A 23003-nucleotide genomic window follows, 5' to 3' on the forward strand; every position below is an offset into this window, starting at 1 on the left:
AACAGGCAATTTTACGCCGGTGCTGCAGAGAGCTGTCGCTGACGGATCCTCGGACAGGCCGTGGGCTGACCGCGGTCAGCCCGCGGCTGCCACCGAGCCGTACGTCTCAGGAACACCCACACCGTTCGCCTCGACGTACCAGCGTCGCTCTAACTCGTCTTCGAGTTCGTTCCGAATCCAGTCACAGAACGTCTTGAACGTGAACTCCTCCGGGAGGTCGCGCCCGCCCCGCCGCGGGCGGGCGACGACCGCCCATCGGAGCACGAGCCACAGATTCTCCAGCAGTGCCGCGACGAGCATTATCGCAAATCGCACGACGGGATCACGCGTTGTCGTGATCCCTCGTGCTTGCCGAAGCAACCGGTAACTCGTCTCGATGCCTGAGCGTTTCCTGTAGAGGCGTTCGACTTTCTTCGGTGACTTTTCAGCAACGCCACAGGCGACGTAGCCCCGAACAACCTCTCCGTGTTTGCCACGGTCGCCATTCTGGTAGGAGACTGCGACCGCGAGCGGGATCTGAAGCTCCCGCTCGCTGTCCTTGTACATGCGATAGGTCGTCATGTACGACTTGTGTACGTCGAGTTTGTCCTTCATGCGCTCACCTTTCTTGGGAACGTGAACGACCGTTGCAGCGATCTCACGGGAACGGCGGATGACGCGTTCGTTGTAGAACCCGCTGTCGGCAAGCAGGAGGTCGATTTCGAAGGGATAGTTCTCGACGCGGGCGAGCACGCGCTCGACCGCGTCGGCCTCGTCTTCGTCGTTGCGGACGTACGTCATCGCCAGCGTCACTGGCTTTTCGTTGGAAACGATGTACGCCGTACAGTATCGGTGACACGTTGTGGTCCCATCTTTGGGGGACATTGAACAGAGTTCGCCTTCATCGGCGTAGTGATCGCCGTGGTAGGGGTTATCGATAAAGTCGATGGAGACGATTCTCGACCGGTCAGCGTCGAGAATCGTCATAGCTAGGCGAGCGAGTAGGAGGTTAGCGACGAATTCGAGCCACTGCCGATTGAGTGTATGTAGCCACGTCAAGACGGTGTCGTCGCATGGTGTTCCGTCGGTGTCCTTGCAGGTTTCCCAAATCGAGGTCTGATTGGTGCAGGCCAAAATGACGACGAGCCAGATATCGCCGGGGTCGAGGGGGCTCCCCTCGACACCCGGCAACGGGAGTGGAGTGATGACCTCTTCCGCTACGTCTTTTACCTCCGACGCCGAAAGATAACCGTCTGGATTGGGGAGCTTGAACACATCCTAATCCAGACACTTTCTCGTGGTCAAATCAACGATTCAATCTAACCGATTACGCTGTTCGTGAAGTACCGAAATTCGTCTCCCGACACCATCGGGGGAGTAGAGGAAACAAGAACAGAGTGGACGTGTTTCGGCTGGACGGGGAACTTACGGATTGCTCAGTACAGGTGTGTACTGAACATCACTGTTGCCGATTCACTGGTGTCGGATGACGTCCGAGGCGAGTTCAACGATAATCCACACTGGAAGGAGGTACATCAGCAAAATTGCGACGATTCCGATTGCATCTAATACTTGACTGTCGGAGGACCCGGACGCTGTCTGAATGAAAATCAGAACCACGAACCAGAGGGTGATGGTTTGGACCAATTCGGTTCTTTCCATTGCCACACGAAGGATGAAATTATGAGTCTAAGTACTTTCTGATCAGTAGACGATCTGTATTGATTTCGATCGGGATGCGTGCAGCAGACCAGTGATCAAACCAAATTGGTTTTTGAGACGGGAAACGATGTGCCAAGTATGCCCTCTGAGACGGTTTGTCCAGATTGTGGGGAGCCACTAGAGCAGATGGAGCTCCAAGGGACCGACGCCGTTGGTGAACTCTCTATTGTTTCACAGACGGAAGACGACGGATTTCTTAGTAGCATGCGAGCGGATGAAATCCTTACGCCGGTTCCATACGTGTGTCCCGAATGCCGACGAACCCTGATCTACGCCGAAGGGTAATCAATATCCCGGTCACCTGCACTGACCATCTCCGGCGTGCTGTTCGAGTTGTGTAAGAAGTCGTCATTCACTCAATAGCGCTGTGAAGTGACCGTCACCTCGGGATTAATGCAGCACCACGACGAGCCAAACCGTCGTCCGGTCCGTCGGTGGGTTCGACCGCGCCATTTCGTACTCGGTGACAAACGTGTCCTCGTGTGCTCAGTGATGAACCGCTGTACTACAACGTCAAGCGGGCCGTCAAACAGTGAATTCTACCGCTTTATGGCGATGTAACACAGCCTCTGACAGACACCGGGAGTGTGCTGTGGACTCGCTACATACCTGTGGCTAACGGCGAAAACAGGGCAACAGGGGGAGGACCGGTCAGAACGCCAAAAGCGGGACAAGATCGGCCACGAGCTGCCCAACGGTGCCGATAAAGCGGTCGTCGATGTAGCCGTCGCGGTTGTGGTCTTCCGGAATCCAGATCTGACTGTCGTCGTTCCGGTCGCTCTCAGAACTGATGTCCGTTGAGTCGTTGTTCGGTGTCGGCTGGGTCGGTGACGTGGACTTGTCCGGCACCGGTTCGATGTGGATGGTACCGTTGCCGACGTCATCCCCGTTCGCAGGCGCGTCGTTGCACGGCGAGTCTGCCCCGACGAGGCAGATACCGGCATCGCTGCCGGATTCTGCATCGGAGTCGTCACCCTGGAAGCGCTCGTCGATCTCACCGTCGCCGTCCTGGTCTTCCGGAATACCCATCCGACCGTCGTCAGCATCGGTGTCGTCACCAATGTGCTCACTGTCGTTTGTATTAGTATCATTGGCGTCCTCGGGAGCGTCGTTGCACGGCGAATCCGCGCCGACAAGGCAGATGCCGACATCGCCGCCGTCGTCCGAGGCGTCGTTTGCTGTGATGTTCGTGCTCGCGTCGCCGGCGGCGGCGGTTGCGCCACCGGTAGCGACGAGCAACAGTGCGAAGACCGTCAGGAGCGGTATCAGTTTCCGTCGCATTGCATGTACACCTACAGACACCATATAAAAACCGGCAGCGTAAATTCAAACGTCGGTTTCAGTTGCTTCGGACGTTTTACTGAAATGGTACGCACGCGAACGGCATCAGAACGGTCCGGCAAACTGTGCCTGACGCGCGGGGTTACGTCTCCCGACCGGACGTGCCGAGGCCGGTGCTGAGAGAAACCGCGGCGGCATGCGCCGCTGCGTATTCCGGACGGCAGCGTACGTTGGACGGATATCGGCTGTAACGTGGACACGGGTTGATTGGCGTCGTCTACGCCAGCGCAATCCCGGCACCGACCGCGAGACTCGTCACCGCAAGGCCGACAAGCGCGACTGTTGTCCGGTCTTGGTATCCGTCGAGGTCGTCACCAGAGTCGAATCCACGGCCGGTCAGAACGCCGAGGCCGACAGCGACCGCGGAGAGACCACCGGTGAGCGCCAGTGTCGCCCAGGGTTCGAGTCCATGTTGTGCGACTTCTCGTGCAGCCGTCCCAGCGAGCAGCACGCCAGTTGCTATCGGGGCCGCGGCTGTCGCGTTGTTGGAGGGCATCAATCGAATTTCCAACACGATTCTCAAAAATGTGACGGTGCCGTTCCGAGGACAGGGCTCCGTACAGGATCCACACTCATCAGAAAACATTTCAGCTTCTGAGGAATAATTATGATGATGTCCTCCACCAGTGATATACCGCAATGGCGTGAGGTGATGATGCTTATTTTACTGAGTGTGGTCTTTGCGTCACTTCAGTGGAATGCGCTACAGGACCTCAGTTCCAACGGACCAACGGCAGTCAACACGTTCGTGGATGTTTCATTGTTAGTTCTCTTGGGTATCACTGTCATAGGCACGATATACGAAACCCTACAGATGAGAACAAATTGAGGACTTCGCAAATACAGTCGTACCAGCCAGTCCAGACAAACCCCCTCAAGTTAACGAGTCTGTCTTGCTGACTTCACCCTCTGGACTGACCGAGAACAGTTGATCGAATAACTCGGTACTAGCGCGTTCCACTCGGTAGACGGGGTGTCACCCAACAGCGGACACTCCGGAAACGTGGTGTGTGGTCCGCGTGGGGCATCGCAGCCTTATGTAACAAATCGTCCGGGTAGTGAGGATATCTGTTACATAAGAACTGTCTACTGTCGCAGGTTCTCGCGGAGTCACCTATCAGTCTTCCACTAGAACTGCAGTGCAAGATGGACAGCACGAGTCTTGCAGTCTGGCAGATAAAACGACAGTGTTTCTCTTCTGATTTGGACACTATCTTATGTCCGGTACTAGTATGGCCAGCCGATGGAACCGCTTGAAATCGGTTTGCGGATTCTTGGTGGTATCATCCTGATCGGGGTGAACGCCTATTTCGTTGCAGTCGAATTTGCGCTGACCCGTGTGAGACAGTTCCCGAAATCGGAGTTCAACACGCCCGGGCTTGAACTCGCGTGGGAGATGACCAACGATTTGGAGTTCTATCTGACGACGTGCCAAGTCTGGATTTCCGGAACGAGTATCGCGCTGGGTATTATTGCTGAACCCGGACTGGCAGCGCTCTTTGAACCGCTGTTTGCGAACACCACGCTTGCCTCAGTCGGCGCTGGCTCGCTCCTTGGATTCCTGATTATCAATTTAGTCCATCTCACACACGGCGAGCAAACGCCAACATATCTTGGCGTCGAACGTTCCAAACAAGTTGCCCGCTACGGCGCCCGACCGCTGTACTGGTTCGCCAAAATACTCGCTCCGGCTATCTGGGTTGGCGACTCGATTGCAAAGGCAACACTGGGACTGTTCGGCATCAAAATGACCCAATCATGGACAGAAACCAATGAGGAAATCATCGAGACTCGGGCAGAACTCCGAAACAAGCTTGGGTCGGTACTTGAAGAAGGCGAGTTGCCAGATGAACGCCGTGAGGAAATTATGAATGCCTTGACTATCGGCGAACAGTCGGTGAGAGAGGTTATGATTGCCCGTGAAGACATCGTGGCACTCTCAACCGAGGACGATCCCGAATCGAACTTTCAGAAGTTAGAAGAGCATCCCCACACGCGGTATCCACTGATTGGTGAGGATCTGACCGAGTTCCGCGGTGTCGTTTACAGTCCGGCCCTCTTTAATCACCGTGAGAAACTGTCCAGCGACAATGCTGCATTCACTGACCTCGCGGCACCGACAATGACACTCTCGACCGATACTGACGTGAGCGATGCGATCGATCAGTTCCAGACAGAGCGCCAAGAGCTTGCGCTTGTAATCGAAGACGGCGAGGTAGTTGGACTCGTAACGGTCACTGATCTTCTTGAGACAATTATTGGCGATATCGAAGATCCACTTGACCAAGACGACCCAGCTGTCCTCGATTAGACATACGTGAGTCGATTTGGGTGGGTGGCGACTCGCTCTGATTCTGTCGTTCATTGACATCCTCCCCGCCCTGAAGGGCGAGGTCTCCCAAGCGTTGGGATATTAGGGTTTGCAGTCTCCCTGTTCTCTCGGTGTGAACCGTCCGCTCTCACGGTTGAACAGGAAGACTCCAGGCTGTGCCAACCAGCCGTTACTCATATCCTCCGTCGGGAGACTCTGAGTTATCTTTCTGCGAATATTCACCGCACCGTTCACGCCCGCATTCATCGTCGTCTCGCACGACTCACAGACGTACAGACCGCGCTCCACGCGGTTGCTCTCTCGAATCTGCCCGCAACACGAACACGTCTATCGCTGCATCAGTGTTCACCAGCCTGCTGTTCACCGTTCTGGTGTAAAGAGATGTAGGCCATCACGTGAAAGCGGTGAGTCCCAACACTGACAACAGCGTCAGTTTTAGTATTGCAGTGCCAACGTCGAACTATGGCAGAGAACCCAGACACCGACGAGCCGACCACTGAGGTCGGTTTGCTCTCGTTAATACTGTTGGTCACGGCTGTGTTGGTCGTCGTACTCGGAGGTGTAGTCGGCTATATCGTAGCGACTACGTAACAGTTCCCCCCAGCCGTGCAGACCGTCGGGTCACATAACGAACCTGCTGTGACCAGTTGACCGTCGTATGTCACTCCGAGTCCGCGATGGTCATCACAGGAACGGGTGCGGAGCGAACCGTTTTTTCTGCCACGCTTCCGAGAAGAATGCGGTCAGTCCCGCGTTTTCCGGTCGTCCCCATCCCGACAGCGTCTATTTCGTGTGATTCGATACTCTCCAGTATTTCCTCGACGGGTGAGCCGTATTCGATGTGGCGGACAGTGTTCGCCACTCCGCAGGCGTTGGCCTGTGAGACGACAGTTTCGACAGCGTCGGTCGTGGCTTGTTCGCTCTCCGTCTCGGACGCCGTCGGACGGACATCCGCTTCACCGACGGTATCGTCTACGACAGACAGGACGTGTACAGTCGCATCTAGCGCCGCCGCGAGTTCGATCAGCGACTTCGCAGCGTGTGTCGCTGCGGTACTCCCGTCGGTCGGGATGAGGATGTTCTCGTAAGGGAACACCAGTTGTTCGTCGGGTTGCATGCGGACTGTGAGTACGGGAACCGACGAGAGACGGACGACCTTCTCAGAAACACTTCCGAGGAGATATCGTGAAACACCCTCACGGCCGTGGGTTGGCATCACAACGAGGTCTTGGTTGTATCGCTCGGCGTAGTCGACGATGGTCGGGGCTGGATTACCCTGGACGACGTCTGTCTTGTACCTGTTCCCGAGGGTGTCAAGTGTTTTTGCGGCCTCCTCAAGAATATCTTCGCCTTGTCGTTCGAGGACATCGACAGTCTGGCCTTCGACGACCGTGACACTGTCACGCGCGGTATCGGCAACGTAGATGACGTTGATGGTCGCACCGGCCCAGTGTGCGATCTCGCTGGCGTGGTAGAGTACCTCAGTTGCACCATCACTACCGTCGTACGGAAGCAGGATGTTCTCGTACATTTGTCTGTGTCCTGGTTCGTCATCTGTTCCCCTAATAGTTTGTACCGTCTCTCTATGAGACTCCCTTCCTGCTGTCGACGCCTCGCAGAGGCGACTCCAGCCGAGATACTGTGGTCAATCGGCGTCGTTCTCGTCCGGTATGTCTTCGTCGACTGCGCCGACAGTGTCGCGGTCGACTGTCACCCTGACTTTCTGGATACGGGTGTTTTCCACCTGTTCAGCTCGAAGCGTGACGTTCTCGTAGTCGAACTCCTCGTCCTGTTCAACGAGCCGGCCTGCAAGGTTGAACACAAAGCCTGCGATGCTCTCGAACTCCTCGCCTTCTGGGAGTACGATGTCGAGCGCTTCGTTGATTTCCTCGATGTTAACCTCGCCGTTCACAAGGATAGTATCGTCACCGGCGAATTGAATCGGCGTTTCCTCGTCACCCGCTAGTATCTCACCGACTATCTCTTCGGTCATGTCTTCCATCGTGATGAGACCCTCAGTGGCACCGAACTCGTCGACCACGATGACCATGTGCAGTCGATTCTCGCGCATCTCGGAGAAGAGTGTATCGACGTTCTTCGATTCGGGAACGTGAAGCGTCTGACTGGCCTCATTTTCGACCTTGCTGTCGGCGAATTCGTCGTAGTTCGACTCGGTCAAGTCACGGATGTCGAAGACACCGACGACGTTGTCGAGCGAGCCCTCATACACCGGGAGACGAGCATGTCCTGACCCGATGCACTTTCTGATTGCTTGCTCAACGGTCGCCTCGCTCGAAATAGCCGCCATGTCGAGTCGCGGGGTCATCACTTCCTTGGCACTGGCGTCGGTGAACCGCAGAGCACGCTGGAGGCGCTGGCGTTCCTCCTCGTCAAGGACGCCCTCGCGCCCGCCCGTCTGATAGTGATTAGGCAAGTGATTTGCTTATCGAGATCTTAGAGCCTGTAATGGGTCGGCTTGACGATGTCACGCTCGAAGAACTCTACAAGCTCAAGGACCAGATCGACGAAGGAAAGCCGCGAGAACGTGTTCTCGCGGCGATCGGCCGCAAGCAAGGCGATCAAATAGACACGCTGGCTGAGCGCCACGGTGTTGTTACGCGAACGATTCAAAATTGGCTCAATCGGTTCAAGGAACAACCGATTGAGCAAGCTCCTTACGACGCTCCCCGACCAGGTGGTCCGGCTAAGATCGATGGAGCAGAGCGCGAGCAACTCTTCGAACAACTACAACAGCCACCGACTGAACTCGGCTACGACCAACAAGCTTGGTCAGCGAAACTTCTGCTTCACCACGTCAAAGAGGAGTATGGCGTCGAATACCACGAAACATACGCGTATGACTTATTGAGAGAGGCCGGGCTGTCCTGTCGGACAGCACGGCCTCGCCACCACGAGGCCGACCCCCAAGACAAAGCCGAGTTCGAAGACACAGTCGAAAAAAACGCCCCGAACTGAGCGAGAAAACTGTCGTTGTCGTCGATCAATTCACCAAACACGTTGGCACTGTCTTGCGGCGTGGCTGGTTCCCGATCGGCTCGAATCCAACTGTCGAGACTTCGACTTCGTGGGAGTCGGTGACAGTGCTGGGCGCTGTCACCGACGATGGCGACAGCTTCTATTGCTGGACGGACGAGAACCTGACCCGGTTCCACGGAATCCGACTGTTAGAAGCGCTACAAGAGCGCTTCGGTGACGAGTTGGTGGTGTTTCTTGACCGGGCAGGCTACTTCTGGGCACGGGATCTCTGGGAGCACCTCAGCGGCACCCGAGCGACCGAAACTGTCGGAGACAGTTCGGTCGCGTGCGTACGTGGTGACGATCTCGAGGTCTGGTACTTCCCGTCGAAGCTTCCCGAATTAAACGCCGTCGAAGGCTGCTGGGACCAGCTTCAGGAGTGGTTCAAGCATCGACTCGTTCCTGATCTCTCGACGCTGGAAGAGTATCTTCGACAAGGGCTGAGCACGATCAACGAACCAGATATTTGGCCATATCTCACCAGCAAATATTTGTCCTAGTCACTATGAATCATATTCCGAATCTCATCCCGCGTGACGTACGTCGACTCCATGGACGGACTGCCGCCCGTAATTTGGTTCACGATGCGTGTCAGGTAGTAAAACACCGTTATGAGTGGCCACAGCACCTTCTCGACAGCGGTTAGTCCGAGGGCAACGCGCCGGGCATGCAGTTCGGTGTTCTCGACGGCGTACGATTTGGGTGCGCTCTCGCCAAATACTAGCACCATCGACGTAATACCGAGCGACGAGACGATGACTGCTGTGCCGGCGTCGAAGTAGAAGCCGACGATAGTTGTCGAGATAGAGGACATAGTGATGTTGACGATATTATTTCCGACAAGAATCGTCACGAGGAGGCGATGAGGGTCCTCTTTGAGAGACTTGACCGCTTTCGCGCCGGGCAGGTTTCGTTCGACCATCGCGTCAATCTGGTGGTTTGGGAGAGAGAACAACGCAATCTCCGACGAGGAAAAACCCCGACCCGACCAAGAGCAGCAAAATCAGGCTCATACCGATAGCGGTGACTGCTGTTTGACCCAGTTCGATGCCGGTGATCGGCACAGTGTACTGTAAAAGCCGACCCTCGGATAGTGCTGTGAGCAGGGAAGTCCACATACTACCGCCTACCAGGTGCGCCAAAAAATAACCCCTGGCTATCTTGATTCAGCCGACCAACTGAACGTGAAGCTCATCAACGGAGACAAACTCGTCGACACCCTCAACGGCTACTCGTCAGACCAGCTTCAGCACGTCGCACGCTATGCCGAGGAGTTGGCGGAGCACAAAGCTCGCGAGGCCCGGCTTGAGGAGAAATCGGAGGACAACGAAATCGACGACCGACCGGACGATCTTCCGGACGACGTCCCGTCAAAAGCCACGATCACAATCAAGGAGATCAACGACAACCGCTACTACTACTGGCAGTGGCGGGAAGGTGACAAGCTGAAGTCGAAATATAAGGGGCCGGTTAACCCAGACCAATAACTGTTGTTGGTGATACGATTTCTTTATTCGCAGTAATTCGATTGTTCGCTGGCATTGGGGCTGCAAACTGTCGCATCTAGACCTGTTCTCTCAATCAGCATTACTTGTCTGACTGATCTTCTTGTATCAGTGGCTCAGAGTTCGTGTATGGAGGATATCGTGGAATCGGCTCTTGAGAAATCCACGAGCCCGTGTTCAGAGGAGAGGGCGTGCCTGGTCAGCACAGATGCGTTTCTCCCCCCAGAATGTGCCGTTGTCGGGTGTGGGTCAGTAGGAATCGATTGGCTCCGTCACGCGGACGCAGCACACATCGACATCGCTCTCGGTGGCAAGCCCACACTCGAATCGATGGACGACCTACCCGATACTCAGATTCGGGTGTCAAAAGCTGCTCCTGATGACCGATCATCAAGAATTGAGTCCCATGATTTCGGTCAAGCACTGGACATCCCCTTTGACCAGCTAGATATCGTTGCTGTCGTACTCCGTCTCGACGAACCAGAACTCGCTTATCTGGCTGCTTCTGTCTGTCGCTCACTTGAGGACGACCAGACCGTGTTTGCAGTCCCAGCAATTCCAGAGAACGGTCTCTCCGAAGCATCTACTGTAGCGTTTACTGCTCTCGTCGATGCTGCAGGAACAACGGTTCCGTACGATCTTGGCCGGATTCGTGACAGCTTTGCAGATGCGTTCTCTGATGAATCCCAGCAGGAAGTTCTCGACACGACTGGCAGCGTGATGATCGACTGGGTGGAAGATGTCTTCGAGGCACTTCGTGATCCGCTGACGGTTCCCCTCAACTGTGCTGATGCGCATGCACTCCTGCAGGATGGTGGTGTCTCACTGCTGTACCGGGGTTGGGGGTGTCGTGATAATCTCCCCGACGTGTTGCTTCAGGATGCTGCGGCACATCGCGTGTGTGACGGTAATCGGTCGAGTGCCGACGGCGGGTTCGGCTTCCTCCGGTTCGGAGAGCCATTCACATTGAGGGAATTCGAGGCCGTCGAACAACATGCCGAGAGCGTGTTTCGTCCCGAAGGGGTGGATTCGGAGCAATGGCTCATGTCAGGGCAGTCGTCGCTGGCCCTGGGTGACAACTGTTGGCTCGCGTTCCTCCTCACTGGCATCGATGCGAAATCGCTTCCGTTCCTACAAGACCGATGCGCGAAGTGACCGAGCAACTGTACTACGGCGGCACAGAGTCCGCGGCTAACCACGACCAGTACCAGCGCCATGGCATCGAACACGTGATTCAATTAACCTACGAAGAGCCAACAGGCGGCTATCCGGACCATGTCGATGTCTACACGTTCTCGATGATGGACGGGCCACAGAACAACGAGGATGTATTTCGAGCGGCCGTCTCGAAAGCCGTGAGTTTGGTTGGCCAAGGCCACCGCGTGCTCGTACACTGCTCGGCAGGACAAAGTCGGTCTGTCTGCGTTACAGCTGCGACACTCAGCCGGGTCGAATCACTGTCGTTCGACGAGGCGTTCGAACGGCTTCGAGAAACTGGGCCAGTCAACACACACGAAACGCTGCGTGATCACGGTCGGAGCTGCTGTCGATGAGGTCGGAAGTCTGAAATATCGGCTGTTCGAGCCAATGATGACCGTCAACGACTTGATCGTGTACCTGCCCCCAACTGGCAGCAACGCTCACCCAATAGTGGCTCCAAGCATCTACGTCGCGTCGATAACGAAATCAAGCAGGAGTTTTGTCCCCCGCCCAGATGACCCGGCTTCTTCTGCGTACGGCCGGAGAATAATCTATTCTCTCGGACAAACAGTCCCATCATCTCGACGGACGCGGTCGAACGTCGTGAGATACGCGATCCGGTCGCGAACCTCGTCGGTGTCCAGCTCTAATTCGGCAGCTAACTCATCGACGGTCATCGGCTCATCGAGTGCCTGGAGGACTTCGAGCCCTCGGTAGTACCTATTCGTGAGCTCTTGGAGGCGGCCCTCGATCGACGTGGTCACCCCGTACCGTTCCTCAAGTTCGACCAAGGCTTCGTTCGCGAACGTTGCGAACTGATCGTCACCCAGGCGTTCGATCTGGGCTTCGAGTTCATTCCGGACGACATCGTAATCGAGGCCGGCCTGCACCAGCATATTCATGTCCTCGATGTCGTCGTCGCGCCCGGCGATCGCCTTGAACAGGAAGATATCCTCGTTGCTGACCAGCCGGACCATTAGTTGATCCGTGTCGGGGAACGGCTCGCTGCGCTCTTGCATCTCGTCGGTGAGAACGAGCTTGTTCGCAACCTGCTGGGTCAACTACCCCACCCTATGCGCCTTCGGCACTTTGAGGGTGGGGCTTGTCCATGGATTCGGCGTCGAACCCTTCCGGGTGGGCGGTGTATCCCCCACTTGGCGTCACAGTCCCAGACTTTAGGGCGAGTTGACTGTCGCCCGTCCGCCGAGACGACTGTTGGCCTCGACGGACGTACCGCATACCGATATTCTTCGCCGCGTTATAATCTGCGTTCGCTTCCGAGTCACACTTCTGACACCGGAAATCGTTTCGATTCGGGCGATTCTCGTCCGCCGTGAATCCACACTCGGCACACCGCTTAGACGTGTACGCCGACCCCACTTGCTTCACAGAAATACCCTCTGCTTCGGCTTTGTACGCTACTTGCTCGTACAGTGTTCGGAACGCCCACGTGTGCCCCCACGACGCTCCGGTGCGGTCGCGAATATGGGCCAAATCCTCGAACGCGATTACGTCACACTCGTACCGGAGTGCCTCGTCCACGATGGCGTTCGACGCCCGGTGGGCGCTTCGCGTCCCGGTCTGTTGGAGTCCGGCGCGTACTTTTTCGAACTCGCGGAGGTTGTGGGTTAACTCCCGCCCGCTGAAAAAGTAGGCGGTACTCGTGACTGCGAGGTTTTCGTCAACCGTGACCTCGTCGAACCGGACACGATTATCGATGAGGAGCGAATCGTCGGCCGTGACGACCAGCTTGAATCCGTCGTCTCATTTCTGAAGCCGACGCTCCAAGGAAATCGACCACCGAATATGCTGTTGTACGGTCCCGCAGGGACGGGGAAGTCACTCATCATAGGGGCCGTCACGCAACAGATCATCGAGCTCTGTCAATCCAAAGGCGAACGGTTCGGCGTTGTCGATATCAATTGCCAGCCAATCAATACGCTCGATCAGGCCGTCTACGAACTCGTCCAAACTGTCGCCCAAGACGTTGGTACGGAAGCCGGTGTTCCAGAGACCGGCGTATCAACGAAGCGCAAGTATCGACGTCTGTACGAACTTATCAACGAACACTACGATTCGGTCATCTTCATTCTCGACGAGATCGACCTCTTAGTCGGCCGGCGCGAAAACGACGAACCCGCATACTCGAAGCTTCTCTATCAACTATCGCGAGCAAGTAACACGAACGAGATCGAAGGCCGTGTGTCCGTCGCAGCGCTGACGAACGATCCAAAATTTATGGAAGACATCGACGGGCGTGCCGAGAGCTCATTCAATCCACGTGACGTCTACTTCCCTGACTATGACGCGACCCAGTTGCGCGAAATTCTCGAAAATCGACGCGATGCGTTCCGTCAAGATGCTCTCAAAGACGACGTGATTCCGCTCGTGGCGGCGTTCGCTGCACAAAGTCACGGTGACGCACGGAAGGCCATCGATCTGTTCCGCGGTGCCGGTGACCTCGCAGACGAGCGGGGAAATGAAGTGGTCACAGAGGACCACGTCCGAGAATCTCAAGAGGAAATCGACAAAGACCGTTCGCTGAAGCTCGTTGAGGGACTTACGACGCAAAAGAAGATTTCACTATACGCAACTGCAGCTGTTGCGCATCACTCGAACCGAACGGGAAGCTCCGTCCCAAGCCCGGTTGGATTCAAAGTCTATCAGTGGGTGACAGACGAACTCGATGCGGACCAGATGACCCGTGAGACGTACGTCAAATATGTCAAAGAACTCTCAACGTACGGATTGATTTCGACAGCCCGGAAAAGCCGTGGACGAGGCGGCGGGATGCATATGGAATTCACATTCACAGGCGATCCTGAAGCGATGATGACTCGGATTGTCGATGATACACGCTTGGAAGGAATAGTCCAGCAGGAAGAACTCCTCAGTTCGGTCGTGAATGCTCAACTGAAAGAATTCCACGACGAGTGAAGTCCCGATCGACGATATAGCTTAGAACACCCCCCGTGTTCGATGTGTAAATTCCAGTCAGGAGCGGGACACAGGTCGAGAGAAGTCTGAACTGGTGCCGGTGAGTCAGAATGCACGGAGTAGCCTCCCACTATCCTTCGAACCTACTGGAGAAAAGATAACGAGACCGTGTCTCGTAACCCCCACCCCCCGTCATCGATGTGTAAACAGCACAGGGGAGAAAGAGAAACTTGCAAGAGACAAACTACGAAAGTCGGGTTTGACGCCACAAGACCGTTGATTCAGGGAAAATTGCGAAGACAAACAACGAGCATGATGAAGATATTCTTGCTCGGTTAGTCGAAGTTTTTCTTCTCCTAACCTTTGCATCTTAATCTAGTGCGGATTTGGTTACAACGCACTGCATATAAAACTTCGTCAGACAATATGCAGTGCTTACGAGAATGAAATCTCGGACGCTGAGTTCCTCTTCTTCATGTCTGTGGCATTCTTGCCGGTTCTCCGCCATTCTCCTCTCGTCACGCCTCCTTCCTCTCATGGTTTTACACATCGATGACGGGGGGAGGGAGTGTAACCGCAGTTCTCTATGAAACCATCCACTACTGGGTCACTGGAAATCGGTTAGTTCTGGTTCACGCGCCCCTGAGAGTTCTTGTTGAATGTCCGTGCGATCCCATCCAAGTGGAGAGAGGACACTCTCTATCGCCCGGATAAGCTGAGTCTCATAGTACGACGCATCGTACGATTCGATCTCCTCTTGAGCCAACACGACCTGTTCCCGCGAGGTCTTCTCGTCGTCGACAACCACGTATTGGATGTCCTGTCCCGGGTGGACAGCGAGGTCCTGGTCTCGAGCCCGCTTCAGCGCTGCCACGTTCTGTGTGTTCTGCGTGTAGCCCTCTGCGGTTTAGAGACACGATTCCGTTCGACGAGTTGTTCGACTGGTACTGTTCTAGAATGAAGGCGCTTGATCGCATCCTGAAGACAATCGAGGACGGCGTCCGGTGATTGAGTCACATCTAGCCGTTCGAGACAGCTTCGTTGGACGTCCTTGATGAACGCTGGGGTTGAGCGCTGCCGAGCTTCGATACCGCGTATCTTGAAGTCGTTATTGCCGGCTACCTTCCCGAAGTACTTTGTCAACGCGCCGGCGTCGCTCTCCCGCTGCGGGACGAACGCAACCCAGTCATAATGTGCTTCGTGTTCGAGTCGGATCTCGACATCCTCCGTAATCTCCGTCGCAAGCGCGTTGAGGTCCTCGCGGTCTTCATCGTCGACATCGGGGTCCGTTGTCACCCAGATCGAATCAATGATTCCATGGACGACCCGCCAACCACCGGCTTCCAGCCGCTGTTTCGCCGTCAGCAGAATTTCGCGAGCATACGCGTTGATCGCCTCGTGGCATTCGATCCGCCCGAACTTCGCGTTGCTGAATCCCTGGTAGCCGAAGCAGGCGACGAGAATCCATTTCAGCGCTCCCGACCGCCCCTCGAGTTCGGCCAGCCGGTCCTTGTCGGAGTTGTCCTGACATTTCTCGTGACGAATGGCCGCCTTGATTTCGTCGCGAGCATCGATGATGGGTTGAAGGACATCAACGAGATAGCCGCGTTCGTCGCAAATCGAGTACCCTAGTCCAGGGACATCCTCGCGGTCGCTGTGACAGTCACACCGGATGACATCGGGTGAGACGTTCCGGGTGCAGATGATGTTCGGATACAGACTTGAGAAGTCGAGTTCGTGGACATCCTCGTGGACGCCGACCTCGGGCGCGAAGATGAAGCCGCCGCGGTCGGCGTCGTGAAGCGTCCCCATCGGCTTGTAAAACTCGTGACGCCAAGAGTTCCACGGGACGAGTACGCCGCGGTCGTGGGCCTCACAAATCTGAATCGCGGTCAGCACGTTGCCGATGGATGCCCACGCCAGCTCCTGGACGGGCTTCTTCGAGCGTGAGACGAGATCGAGGACACCGTCGAGATTCGTCTCCCCGTAGAAGAACGTGTTACTCTCGTCGATAATCGCCCGTCCGGGTACGTTATACCGCGCCGGCGAGTGGCCCACCCGGCCGTAGCTCGAGTATGTCGACCGACTTGCAAGTTGCTGGTAGTCGACGCCGGACCACCGGCTCAGCGTGAATTCGTCGACGCTGGCGGCCGCGGCCATCTCGTACAGCGTCGGGATAATTTCACTCGTCGAGCAGACCAGGATATCCGGATTCTGGTTTTCGAGCGCTGCTTGGACGGCGGTCAGGATATCTGTCGGCGAGCCGGTAACGGTGTCACCTGCGACAGACAGCCCCCCATAGCTGTCGTTGCTCGTTTCGGTCACCGGAACGCTGAGCCGGAGCGTCGACAGCTCATTGGTCCGCGTCGGATCGACGTCTTCCTCGAGACAGTAGCGAAATTCTCGCGAGAAATCCACGTTGAAACAGGCGAGGTCCCCGACCGGATACATGTTCAGCTGGCGTGCCTGCTGTGCGAGTGGGGTGACACAGTCGATGTGACCGACGTCGACGGCGAGGACTGACTCCTTGTCGCGACGGAACCCGGGACGACGCGTCACCATCTTGGTCGCGACAACGTCGGGGTGTTGGTCGTAGAACGATCGGAGTGCCGTGAGGTCGATGTCGTCGTCAGGGTTCCGGGCAGCGACGTAGAAGCGTGGGGTGTAGTCACCGCGCTCTGTTGCGACGGCGCCGTCGACGGTTGTTTCGCACTCAAGAACGCGACCGTCGTCCAAGAAGTCGATGGTGAACGCCATTCTGTATAGAACCGACCGCTGCGTGTCGGATAACCGATGGCGTGTCACTTCCGGATTTCAGAGACGGATGTTTTACTTTCGCAGCTTACAGATATTTGAGTAACACAAAGATATATTGAGACACAGCACATCTGTACTACTATGACTGAGTTCGATCCAGCTCCTGAACCTGATACCGACCAGCCACGGTGGCAAGAAGGATCAGATACCTTTAGCCGTGTCTACGATGTAATTCTCGGGGTCACGTCGCCGACAGCATACACTGATATTGCAGAGCTTGCAGACTGCTCTCCGAATACAGCAAAAAAGCACCTTGATCGTCTGACAGAGATGGGTATTGTCCGGGCGCATCGCGAGAGTCGCCCTGCAACGTACGAACGAAACGCAGGGTATCTTGAATGGCAAGACGCGAATCGGGTTGCCTCTGATCTCTCTGTTGAAGAAATCGTTGACCGTGTTGCAGAATCTCGAAGAGCAACGCTCCGAGTATGAGGAGCTGTTCGGAACCACGAATCCGGATTCTGTCTCCGTGTTCGATGCTGGCAATCACGAGACGATCCACGAACGCATGAACGCAGTGAGTGAATGGAAAGGCGTAATTCGTGATATTCGCCTGTACGAACTTGCCCGGCAACTCTCGCAAAACGACGGCCATCTGATCCCTGCCTAAGATGGGTTCCCCAACAGAGAATTCAGGACCCAACTCAACGGGACCTCCTGATCGACAGACGTTGCGTCTTCTTGAGCGGCAGCTTGCCTCGGATTCACTGGTCGCTGAGACCGTCTTCGAGCCGGATCCGTATGAGCCCCGGCTACTGCGAGCGTTACTGGACTCGGGACGGTATCCTGAGTCAGTGACCGCAACTCGAGTCGATATCCGGTGGTTCACGACTGACGACTTTTCAATTCACTACCTCGAATCTCGGGAAGATGATAACTGGGAGTGTCGATGGGATCGACACCCAAATCCGCACAACACTCGGCTGCATTTTCACGAACCGCCGAGAGGCAGCGAGGTCTCAGATCTTGAACTCTCTTCACTTCATCCACTCGATGTCTACTCGAACGTGTTTCAGGCGGTCGAACAGCGTATTGTGTCTCTCTGGTGACCGCTGGTCTATCACGAGAGCAGACCCGTCTTCCGTCATCTGTTTGTTGAATAATTTCCAAGATTGAGGGTCTATTATTAACCAACAAATCTTAGCTCTTCGTCGATAATGTTGGTTAACGTACGATGACGATTGGTAAGATTCGGCAGTAGGATCGTTCGGATACGGGTGTGATCAAGTCGGCCCCATCCGGTAATCAGCGTCGGTCTCTATCTCATCGTACATCCGTCCCAGCATATCCAAGGCCGAGTAAACTACCCAACCCTACTTCGCTCGGTCTGACGACCTCGCTTCGTTGAGGATGAGGCTTTAGGGTGGACTCCGACTCTGGCCGGGATTTCCGGCAGGAGGCTCATACTCTCCGTTCGCGTTCAGCGTCCCGCGATTCAAGCGCATGCTTACGGGTGCGCCTCCGTCGTCCCCAGTTTGGTTACGACGGAGATACCGCAATCCGATGTTTTTTGCGGCGTTGTAATCAGCGTGGTTTTGGTAGCCGCATTTCAGACACTTGAAGCTCTCTCCGTCAGGCGGAGGAGGATGTCAATACAGATGATTAAGGAGAATGCCCACGGACTTCAGTCGTGGGAGGATGTCAAAGGCAGAGTAGCCTGAGTACCTTGTGGTCAATATCTTCTGGCAACAGGTTGGGATCTCTCTGTCCAGACAAATATACTGTCCCACAAATTATTATACCTATCTCTCGTTAGTTAGGATACGATGTCTGAGGAAACGCTCCCACCCAACCGAGTGAGTCCTGATGGCGGTACCGACCGCCGTAATATAAACGACGCTGTCGTTGAGGAGTGGATCGAGGACACGACACCCTTCGAACGAGTCTACGGAATCATCCGCACTACCTACGATCCGACATCCGCATCTCAGATTGCTGACCGCGCTCGTGTTTCGTCGACGACAGCACGAAAGCACCTGCGGACGCTCGTGAATGCTGGCGAGGTGGCGACATCTCAGGACGGACAGACCACGCTGTACTGCCGGTCAGAAACAGGTATCGTCACCGAGCATGCACAGTCGCTGCTTGCAGAACGGACACCCGAAGAGATTGCTTCTGGAATCGCCGATTTGAAAGCACAGATCCAAGACTGGCGTGACAAGTACGGCGTTAATTCGCCCGAGGAACTCGCCCGGGAACTAAACATTGAGGACGCCGATAGCGACTATGGGGCGTTGCTCAGAGAGTGGCAAACGACCCGCCGTAACCTCGCGCTGGCACAAGCGACACTTGCGATTGCTGAAGCAAGTCGTACTGGCCATCTCACTGGCACGGATACGGACGACGATGGCAACAGTGACACGTCGATTATCGTATGACTGATGACGAGGGACCCTCCTCGGATAGCCAGCCGGCCGAACAGGCTGAGATGTTTGGGCCGATCGATGCCGGAGCATTACGCGAGATCCGAGATTTAGTTGTTGATCAAGAGCCGCTGGTTGAGGAAGCTTCACTAGACGAACCTCTGAATCCACAAACACTTTCGATTGAATTGTCCGACGGCATCGGCGTAGCGGATACGGCCCGACTCGACATACGATGGAGTCTGACTGGGAACTACGCCGCCCACTACACGGACAACCAAGGTCGGGATTTTCGGTTCGACTGTCACGCGAAACCCGACGCACCGAGACAACACTTCCATCCACCCCCCGACGCTCCAAGTCGCCCTGTTGAGCCATCTTGCATTACCGTGTGTGAGGCCTCTTTGGTCACGCGAGCGATTCTCCAACGGTGGCGATACGCCTACACGAATGAGACATTCGATGGACTCAACGATGCAGAAAATCCACCATAGCAGGATTCTTGACGACACGGGTTTCTACCGGCACAAATACCTCAAAGAACCGGATCAAGTGATTTCACCGAGAAATATGACTTCGAGCAGTACCGTTCTGCGAGGTCCATCAGCGCTCGGGTTCGTCGGATGTCGGCGACGTTGTGAATAATTAGGCGCTCATATGTACTTTTTTCCCACGCTGTAACCGCTTCCCTACTGTCGGCGAATGGATCGAGGTCGTTCAACCCTGAACCAATCAGTTCGCCATAGACGCCCTCCAACGTATCCTCACTGGTATTGAACCGTTTCTCGAAAACATCCATTACGTCGACGTACGGGAGCGTCCCAAAGGGCCATTCGAGACCGTGTGTACAGAGCCGGGTCCGGAGAAACGGCAAGTCAAATCCGCCGTTCCATCGCTCGCCGTTGTACGCGACGAGCTTAGCATCTCGTTGGGTGAGCGTGGATGTGGTGAATGTTGTCAGCTCAGTCAAGAGCTCCTGCTCGGTATCATGGTAGGAGAGCTGTACCGGTGTCTGGAGCGTGTTGTTTATTTGATCTGCGAGGGCTGCCGGCGGGGTTGTTCCACCGGTATTGAGAAACACGCGAGAGGAAACCGCCGAATCAAACCCAGCTACTGTGAGTTCATCGTCGGTCTCAAACCCTGTCGTCTCGATATCGAAGGCAATTGTCGTCAGATCCGTCATTCCATTTCTCCAGTGGTATCTTCTCCTGTCGATTGCTGTCGGTCGGGCTCCGCGTCCGAAATCCGTTGTTCAAGCTCCGCCAGGCGTTCCTCGTGGTCATCAAGGCGGTTCTCCTGTTCGAGATCGATACTGAGTAACCCCGGAAGCAGCGGATTCTGGTGGTTCAACAGTCCGCTCGCGTCGGCGTGCTCGCGGGCGTACTCGAACAGGCGGTCGAACCGTGGTTGGTCGCGACGTCGTAGTGCCCGCCTGAAGTCTGTCCAGCGTTCCTCGATGGCTCGGAGTGCGTCTCGATACGTCGGGTTCGTACGCCCCATCGCTATTGACCTCCAGTACCGCTCGCCGTCCACGCATCGAGCAAAGGGTCCGCGGTGGCCGACACGGTTTCACTGTCAGCTGTGACACCCGTACCGACACCTTCCGAAGTCAGCGTCGACGGCGCCGGCGTCGTCGATTCCATGCCGACCTGCGTAGCACGTGCCGCGAGCAGCTGCCGCCAGTAGGCGAACGTCGTCTGGTAGTACGCACCGTCGTCGACGGGGTAGACGAGCGTCTCGAAATCCTCGCCGAGGATTCGGGGCCCCATTCGTGTTTGCTTGCACTCTGGGTGATGATCGGCGACCGTCGCGACAGGTTCGGTGAAATCGGAGCGCGCGCTCCGGGTGACGAGCACCGGGATGTCGTAGCCGTCGGCATAGGTTGCCAACCGAGCGAGTGAACGGGCATGGAGTGTGTCGGCGTGGCGCTCCCCGAGGGTGTCGTCGGTACGATACTGGACGTCGACGGCCGGAGCGACGATGAGCGAAGGAGTGTGTGGTGATTCATCGTTACTATCCCCTGGCTGGCGATCTCGTCTGGTGTCGGTGGTCGTCGATTCCCGGATGGATTGATTCACCGCCGCGGGGAGATTACAGACAGCGCCGTAGTGCTGATAGGCAGTAAAGCCGCGTGCAACGTGAATCTGGTCGAGTAACCGTTGACTGGGGGAGATTTGAGAGAGTGTGGTCGTCGTTGCGTATCCGTTTGCGTCGACCCAGAAGGCGGGGCCGTCGTGCATGAGAAGATGATCGAGTACGAGCGACTGTAGAACAGGAACGTTTCGGTCACCCTCTACGTCGAGCAATGTGATGCCCTTATCGAGGGATGGAAGCAGCATATCGTTGGTTGCTGGGTCGACTTGCTTAGCAAGAGATTGATTGTGGTCAGCGCCGCGAGTGGGCTGGTCGACCGCTAAACGGTCCGAGGAAGCTGTTGATTGATCAGGCATATTCAAATTGATGTTCACAGTCTCAATAAGCCGTGGCGTGGCGCTTCCGGGTTTCAGGAAAGTGGACGAAAATCGTGTGGCTCGGCCAGAGTCTGCCGATTCCTGCTATTGTTCTCTCGCTTCAGAGATTGTCTCCAGAATTGGATTAGCTCTTTCTGCCAAAATTAACCAACAAATTGGTACCATGTGAAACCTTTGTTGGTTAAATATGACCGTAACCGGCGCTATTTCGCCTCGCCGGCCCTGAATAGTTAAATTACTGATATATATATGCCCACGAGCACAATTTTCTTTTAATCGATTAATACAGACTCTATGCTTGGGTTGGCGTTGGGGCGTCACAACTGAATGAACCGCCTTAGGGTCAAGCCCCGAGGAACTCGGCCTGCTCCAGCTGTAGGACTGGGAACTCTCATGAGAGTATCGTGAAACTCCGAGACTCCAGTCAATCTCGCACGGTTTGTGCGAGTTCCTCAGCACGCTCAGTCGTTTTGTAGACAGTCTGGTTGTGAAACTCTTGATCTGGGGCGTTTTGCCCCCTTCTCTTGGCTTCATTCTGTTTGTATTTGACGAGGAAGCCAACTTGGCGGAGTGTGCGGTACAGGTGCCGGACGTATTCAAACTCCATGTCGAAATGATTAGCCGTGATTCGTGGAGAGTCTGGGCCAGCACAGCGCAGTCGTTGGATGATTTGCTGGCTATCCGGGAGATGGCGTAACACGTTCAGTTGCCCTTCTGGTTCATCAAGAAAACGTAAGAGGTGGTCACCTTCTCGTGAGAGTCGATAGTATGTGTGGTGTTGGCGGACTTCGTCGGCTTTTTCGCTTTGACATTGCGCTGTTTGACTGTCCCTGATTCAACACGTTCGAGGACGCCTGTTTCTTCCATCTCCTGGCACAACTCGTCGACTTGTTTGCGTTGTGCGTCGAGGTGACCGGCAATGGATTTCGGATAGTCGCCTTCGACGTAATCGAGATGGTAGCAAATGAGATAGGCGACTGGGTCGGCTGGTAACGACGCCAACTGCTCATCGACTTGCTCTTGACGTTTGAGGTCTGCTTCGAGTTCATTTGCTCGTTCGTATCGAGACTGTGCGTTTGTTGCAGGGTCAGCCTCGAAATCCAAGGTAATCGTAATCGAGTCCCCCGCCGGCGTCTCAAGTGTCACTGGGAGTTCCCCTGTCTCCCAATGGTCGCCAGTCTCGTCATGAGCCCGGGCCAGCAACTCTTCGACCTCTTGGTACCGGGTCATAATCGTATCTGCTTCCAACCGAAGCTCCTCAACCTTCTCCCACGACACCATTCATATCGACTTTGTTGGC

At 55.5% G+C, this 23003-nt stretch carries 19 protein-coding genes and 8 pseudogenes; 11 read left to right on the forward strand and 16 right to left on the reverse strand.

Annotated features, from left to right (window positions below):
• Positions 1-75 precede the first annotated feature (75 nt).
• The 3 genes from OSC37_RS17620 to OSC37_RS17630 all read right to left on the reverse strand — a co-directional run bounded on the left by OSC37_RS17620 (position 76) and on the right by OSC37_RS17630 (position 3538).
• Positions 76-1254, reverse strand: coding sequence for an ISH3 family transposase (locus OSC37_RS17620; protein WP_267161275.1), 1179 nt, complete (start codon positions 1252-1254; stop codon positions 76-78).
• Between the two features lie 1098 nt (positions 1255-2352).
• Positions 2353-2982 (reverse strand): hypothetical protein, encoded by a 630-nt coding sequence (locus OSC37_RS17625; RefSeq protein ID WP_267164261.1) that lies wholly within the window; start codon positions 2980-2982, stop codon positions 2353-2355.
• Between the two features lie 277 nt (positions 2983-3259).
• Positions 3260-3538 (reverse strand): hypothetical protein, encoded by a 279-nt coding sequence (locus tag OSC37_RS17630; protein WP_267164262.1) that lies wholly within the window; start codon positions 3536-3538, stop codon positions 3260-3262.
• 747 nt (positions 3539-4285) lie between these two features.
• Here OSC37_RS17630 and OSC37_RS17635 point away from each other — a divergent pair.
• The gene (locus OSC37_RS17635; RefSeq protein ID WP_267164263.1) at positions 4286-5353 is read left to right on the forward strand and encodes a hemolysin family protein; all 1068 of its coding nucleotides are present in this window, start codon (positions 4286-4288) and stop codon (positions 5351-5353) included.
• Between the two features lie 102 nt (positions 5354-5455).
• Here OSC37_RS17635 and OSC37_RS17640 read toward each other — a convergent pair.
• The 3 genes and pseudogenes from OSC37_RS17640 to OSC37_RS17650 all read right to left on the reverse strand — a co-directional run.
• A pseudogene (locus OSC37_RS17640) lies at positions 5456-5701 on the reverse strand (zinc ribbon domain-containing protein); the annotation flags it as partial.
• 334 nt (positions 5702-6035) lie between these two features.
• A complete protein-coding gene (locus OSC37_RS17645) occupies positions 6036-6905 on the reverse strand; it encodes a universal stress protein (protein ID WP_267164264.1) in 870 nt (289 codons plus the stop codon).
• Positions 6906-7019: 114 nt separating this feature from the next.
• A pseudogene (locus OSC37_RS17650) lies at positions 7020-7793 on the reverse strand (hemolysin family protein); the annotation flags it as partial.
• 47 nt (positions 7794-7840) lie between these two features.
• Between OSC37_RS17650 and OSC37_RS17655 the strand changes: the two are divergent.
• The gene (locus OSC37_RS17655) at positions 7841-8350 is read left to right on the forward strand and encodes an IS630 family transposase (RefSeq protein WP_267162485.1); all 510 of its coding nucleotides are present in this window, start codon (positions 7841-7843) and stop codon (positions 8348-8350) included.
• A 53-nt stretch (positions 8351-8403) separates the two neighbouring features.
• On the forward strand, positions 8404-8910 hold the full coding sequence (locus OSC37_RS17660) for a transposase (RefSeq protein ID WP_267164265.1): 507 nt from the start codon (positions 8404-8406) through the stop codon (positions 8908-8910).
• On the opposite strand, the gene OSC37_RS17665 is transcribed toward OSC37_RS17660, so the two are convergent.
• Complete coding sequence (locus tag OSC37_RS17665) at positions 8907-9332, reverse strand: DUF21 domain-containing protein (protein ID WP_382187450.1); 426 nt, start codon at positions 9330-9332, stop codon at positions 8907-8909. The two genes, OSC37_RS17660 and OSC37_RS17665, sit on opposite strands and share 4 nt — an antisense overlap.
• 262 nt (positions 9333-9594) lie before the next feature.
• Here OSC37_RS17665 and OSC37_RS17670 point away from each other — a divergent pair, with 262 nt between their 5' ends.
• The 3 genes from OSC37_RS17670 (at position 9595) to OSC37_RS17680 (ending at position 11468) form a co-directional block, all read left to right on the forward strand.
• A complete protein-coding gene (locus OSC37_RS17670) occupies positions 9595-9897 on the forward strand; it encodes a DUF6788 family protein (protein WP_267164266.1) in 303 nt (100 codons plus the stop codon).
• A 147-nt stretch (positions 9898-10044) separates the two neighbouring features.
• Positions 10045-11070 (forward strand): hypothetical protein, encoded by a 1026-nt coding sequence (locus tag OSC37_RS17675; RefSeq protein WP_267164267.1) that lies wholly within the window; start codon positions 10045-10047, stop codon positions 11068-11070.
• Positions 11058-11468 carry a dual specificity protein phosphatase family protein gene (locus tag OSC37_RS17680; RefSeq protein ID WP_267164268.1) on the forward strand — a complete coding sequence of 137 codons (411 nt, stop codon included), beginning with the start codon at positions 11058-11060 and terminating at the stop codon, positions 11466-11468. Before OSC37_RS17675 ends, OSC37_RS17680 begins: the two co-directional genes overlap by 13 nt.
• Positions 11469-11666: 198 nt before the next feature.
• On the opposite strand, the pseudogene OSC37_RS17685 reads toward OSC37_RS17680, so the two are convergent.
• Both OSC37_RS17685 and OSC37_RS17690 read right to left on the reverse strand, forming a co-directional pair.
• Positions 11667-12170: pseudogene (locus OSC37_RS17685) on the reverse strand (hypothetical protein); the annotation flags it as partial.
• Between the two features lie 16 nt (positions 12171-12186).
• Positions 12187-12795: pseudogene (locus tag OSC37_RS17690) on the reverse strand (RNA-guided endonuclease InsQ/TnpB family protein); the annotation flags it as partial.
• Between OSC37_RS17690 and OSC37_RS17695 the strand changes: the two are divergent.
• A pseudogene (locus OSC37_RS17695) lies at positions 12781-14052 on the forward strand (orc1/cdc6 family replication initiation protein); the annotation flags it as partial. The pseudogenes OSC37_RS17690 and OSC37_RS17695 overlap by 15 nt on opposite strands.
• Positions 14053-14659: 607 nt before the next feature.
• Here OSC37_RS17695 and OSC37_RS17700 read toward each other — a convergent pair.
• A pseudogene (locus OSC37_RS17700) lies at positions 14660-16809 on the reverse strand (type B DNA-directed DNA polymerase).
• Positions 16810-16950: 141 nt separating this feature from the next.
• Here OSC37_RS17700 and OSC37_RS17705 point away from each other — a divergent pair.
• Both OSC37_RS17705 and OSC37_RS17710 read left to right on the forward strand, forming a co-directional pair.
• Positions 16951-17479, forward strand: a pseudogene (locus OSC37_RS17705) (DUF7342 family protein).
• Between the two features lies 1 nt (position 17480).
• Positions 17481-17918, forward strand: a complete 438-nt coding sequence (locus OSC37_RS17710; RefSeq protein ID WP_267164270.1) for a toxin-antitoxin system TumE family protein — start codon at positions 17481-17483, stop codon at positions 17916-17918.
• Between the two features lie 309 nt (positions 17919-18227).
• Here the strand turns inward: OSC37_RS17710 and OSC37_RS17715 are convergent.
• Positions 18228-18443 (reverse strand): annotated as a pseudogene (locus tag OSC37_RS17715) (zinc ribbon domain-containing protein); the annotation flags it as partial.
• 255 nt (positions 18444-18698) lie between these two features.
• On the opposite strand from OSC37_RS17715, the gene OSC37_RS17720 reads away from it, so the two are divergent.
• Together OSC37_RS17720 and OSC37_RS19225 are read left to right on the forward strand one after the other, a co-directional pair.
• Positions 18699-19247 carry a DUF7342 family protein gene (locus OSC37_RS17720; RefSeq protein ID WP_382187566.1) on the forward strand — a complete coding sequence of 183 codons (549 nt, stop codon included), beginning with the start codon at positions 18699-18701 and terminating at the stop codon, positions 19245-19247.
• Between the two features lie 50 nt (positions 19248-19297).
• Complete coding sequence (locus tag OSC37_RS19225; protein ID WP_497007721.1) at positions 19298-19726, forward strand: toxin-antitoxin system TumE family protein; 429 nt, start codon at positions 19298-19300, stop codon at positions 19724-19726.
• Between the two features lie 41 nt (positions 19727-19767).
• On the opposite strand, the gene OSC37_RS17730 is transcribed toward OSC37_RS19225, so the two are convergent.
• From OSC37_RS17730 to OSC37_RS17750, 5 genes are all read right to left on the reverse strand, one after another.
• Positions 19768-20415 carry a ribonuclease H-like domain-containing protein gene (locus OSC37_RS17730; RefSeq protein WP_267164273.1) on the reverse strand — a complete coding sequence of 216 codons (648 nt, stop codon included), beginning with the start codon at positions 20413-20415 and terminating at the stop codon, positions 19768-19770.
• Positions 20412-20732: a DUF8156 family protein gene (locus tag OSC37_RS17735; RefSeq protein WP_267164274.1), complete on the reverse strand. Its 321-nt coding sequence runs from the start codon at positions 20730-20732 to the stop codon at positions 20412-20414. Before OSC37_RS17735 ends, OSC37_RS17730 begins: the two co-directional genes overlap by 4 nt.
• A gap of 2 nt (positions 20733-20734) precedes the next feature.
• Entirely contained in the window at positions 20735-21682 is a 948-nt protein-coding gene (locus OSC37_RS17740; RefSeq protein WP_267164275.1) for a hypothetical protein, read from the reverse strand.
• 445 nt (positions 21683-22127) lie between these two features.
• Positions 22128-22403 carry a DUF2250 domain-containing protein gene (locus OSC37_RS17745; protein ID WP_368409600.1) on the reverse strand — a complete coding sequence of 92 codons (276 nt, stop codon included), beginning with the start codon at positions 22401-22403 and terminating at the stop codon, positions 22128-22130.
• Between the two features lie 2 nt (positions 22404-22405).
• Complete coding sequence (locus tag OSC37_RS17750; RefSeq protein WP_368409601.1) at positions 22406-22984, reverse strand: DUF2250 domain-containing protein; 579 nt, start codon at positions 22982-22984, stop codon at positions 22406-22408.
• Between the last annotated feature and the right edge of the window lie 19 nt (positions 22985-23003).

Origin of the sequence: Halovenus salina, assembly GCF_026410925.1 — an archaeon.
In the GTDB taxonomy this organism is placed as follows: Archaea; Halobacteriota; Halobacteria; order Halobacteriales; family Haloarculaceae; genus Halovenus; species Halovenus salina.

Bases quoted from the DNA above. Each gene is read 5' to 3' on its own strand.
- OSC37_RS17625 (WP_267164261.1), bottom strand. From the start codon at position 2,982: ATGCGACGGAAACTGATACCGCTCCTGACGGTCTTCGCACTGTTGCTC.
- OSC37_RS17630 (WP_267164262.1), bottom strand. From the start codon at position 3,538: ATGCCCTCCAACAACGCGACAGCCGCGGCCCCGATAGCAACTGGCGTG.
- OSC37_RS17635 (WP_267164263.1), top strand. From the start codon at position 4,286: ATGGAACCGCTTGAAATCGGTTTGCGGATTCTTGGTGGTATCATCCTG.
- OSC37_RS17645 (WP_267164264.1), bottom strand. From the start codon at position 6,905: ATGTACGAGAACATCCTGCTTCCGTACGACGGTAGTGATGGTGCAACT.
- OSC37_RS17655 (WP_267162485.1), top strand. From the start codon at position 7,841: ATGGGTCGGCTTGACGATGTCACGCTCGAAGAACTCTACAAGCTCAAG.
- OSC37_RS17665 (WP_382187450.1), bottom strand. From the start codon at position 9,332: ATGGTCGAACGAAACCTGCCCGGCGCGAAAGCGGTCAAGTCTCTCAAA.
- OSC37_RS17675 (WP_267164267.1), top strand. From the start codon at position 10,045: ATGGAGGATATCGTGGAATCGGCTCTTGAGAAATCCACGAGCCCGTGT.
- OSC37_RS17680 (WP_267164268.1), top strand. From the start codon at position 11,058: ATGCGCGAAGTGACCGAGCAACTGTACTACGGCGGCACAGAGTCCGCG.
- OSC37_RS17710 (WP_267164270.1), top strand. From the start codon at position 17,481: ATGGGTTCCCCAACAGAGAATTCAGGACCCAACTCAACGGGACCTCCT.
- OSC37_RS19225 (WP_497007721.1), top strand. From the start codon at position 19,298: ATGTTTGGGCCGATCGATGCCGGAGCATTACGCGAGATCCGAGATTTA.
- OSC37_RS17730 (WP_267164273.1), bottom strand. From the start codon at position 20,415: ATGACGGATCTGACGACAATTGCCTTCGATATCGAGACGACAGGGTTT.
- OSC37_RS17735 (WP_267164274.1), bottom strand. From the start codon at position 20,732: ATGGGGCGTACGAACCCGACGTATCGAGACGCACTCCGAGCCATCGAG.
- OSC37_RS17740 (WP_267164275.1), bottom strand. From the start codon at position 21,682: ATGCCTGATCAATCAACAGCTTCCTCGGACCGTTTAGCGGTCGACCAG.
- OSC37_RS17750 (WP_368409601.1), bottom strand. From the start codon at position 22,984: ATGGTGTCGTGGGAGAAGGTTGAGGAGCTTCGGTTGGAAGCAGATACG.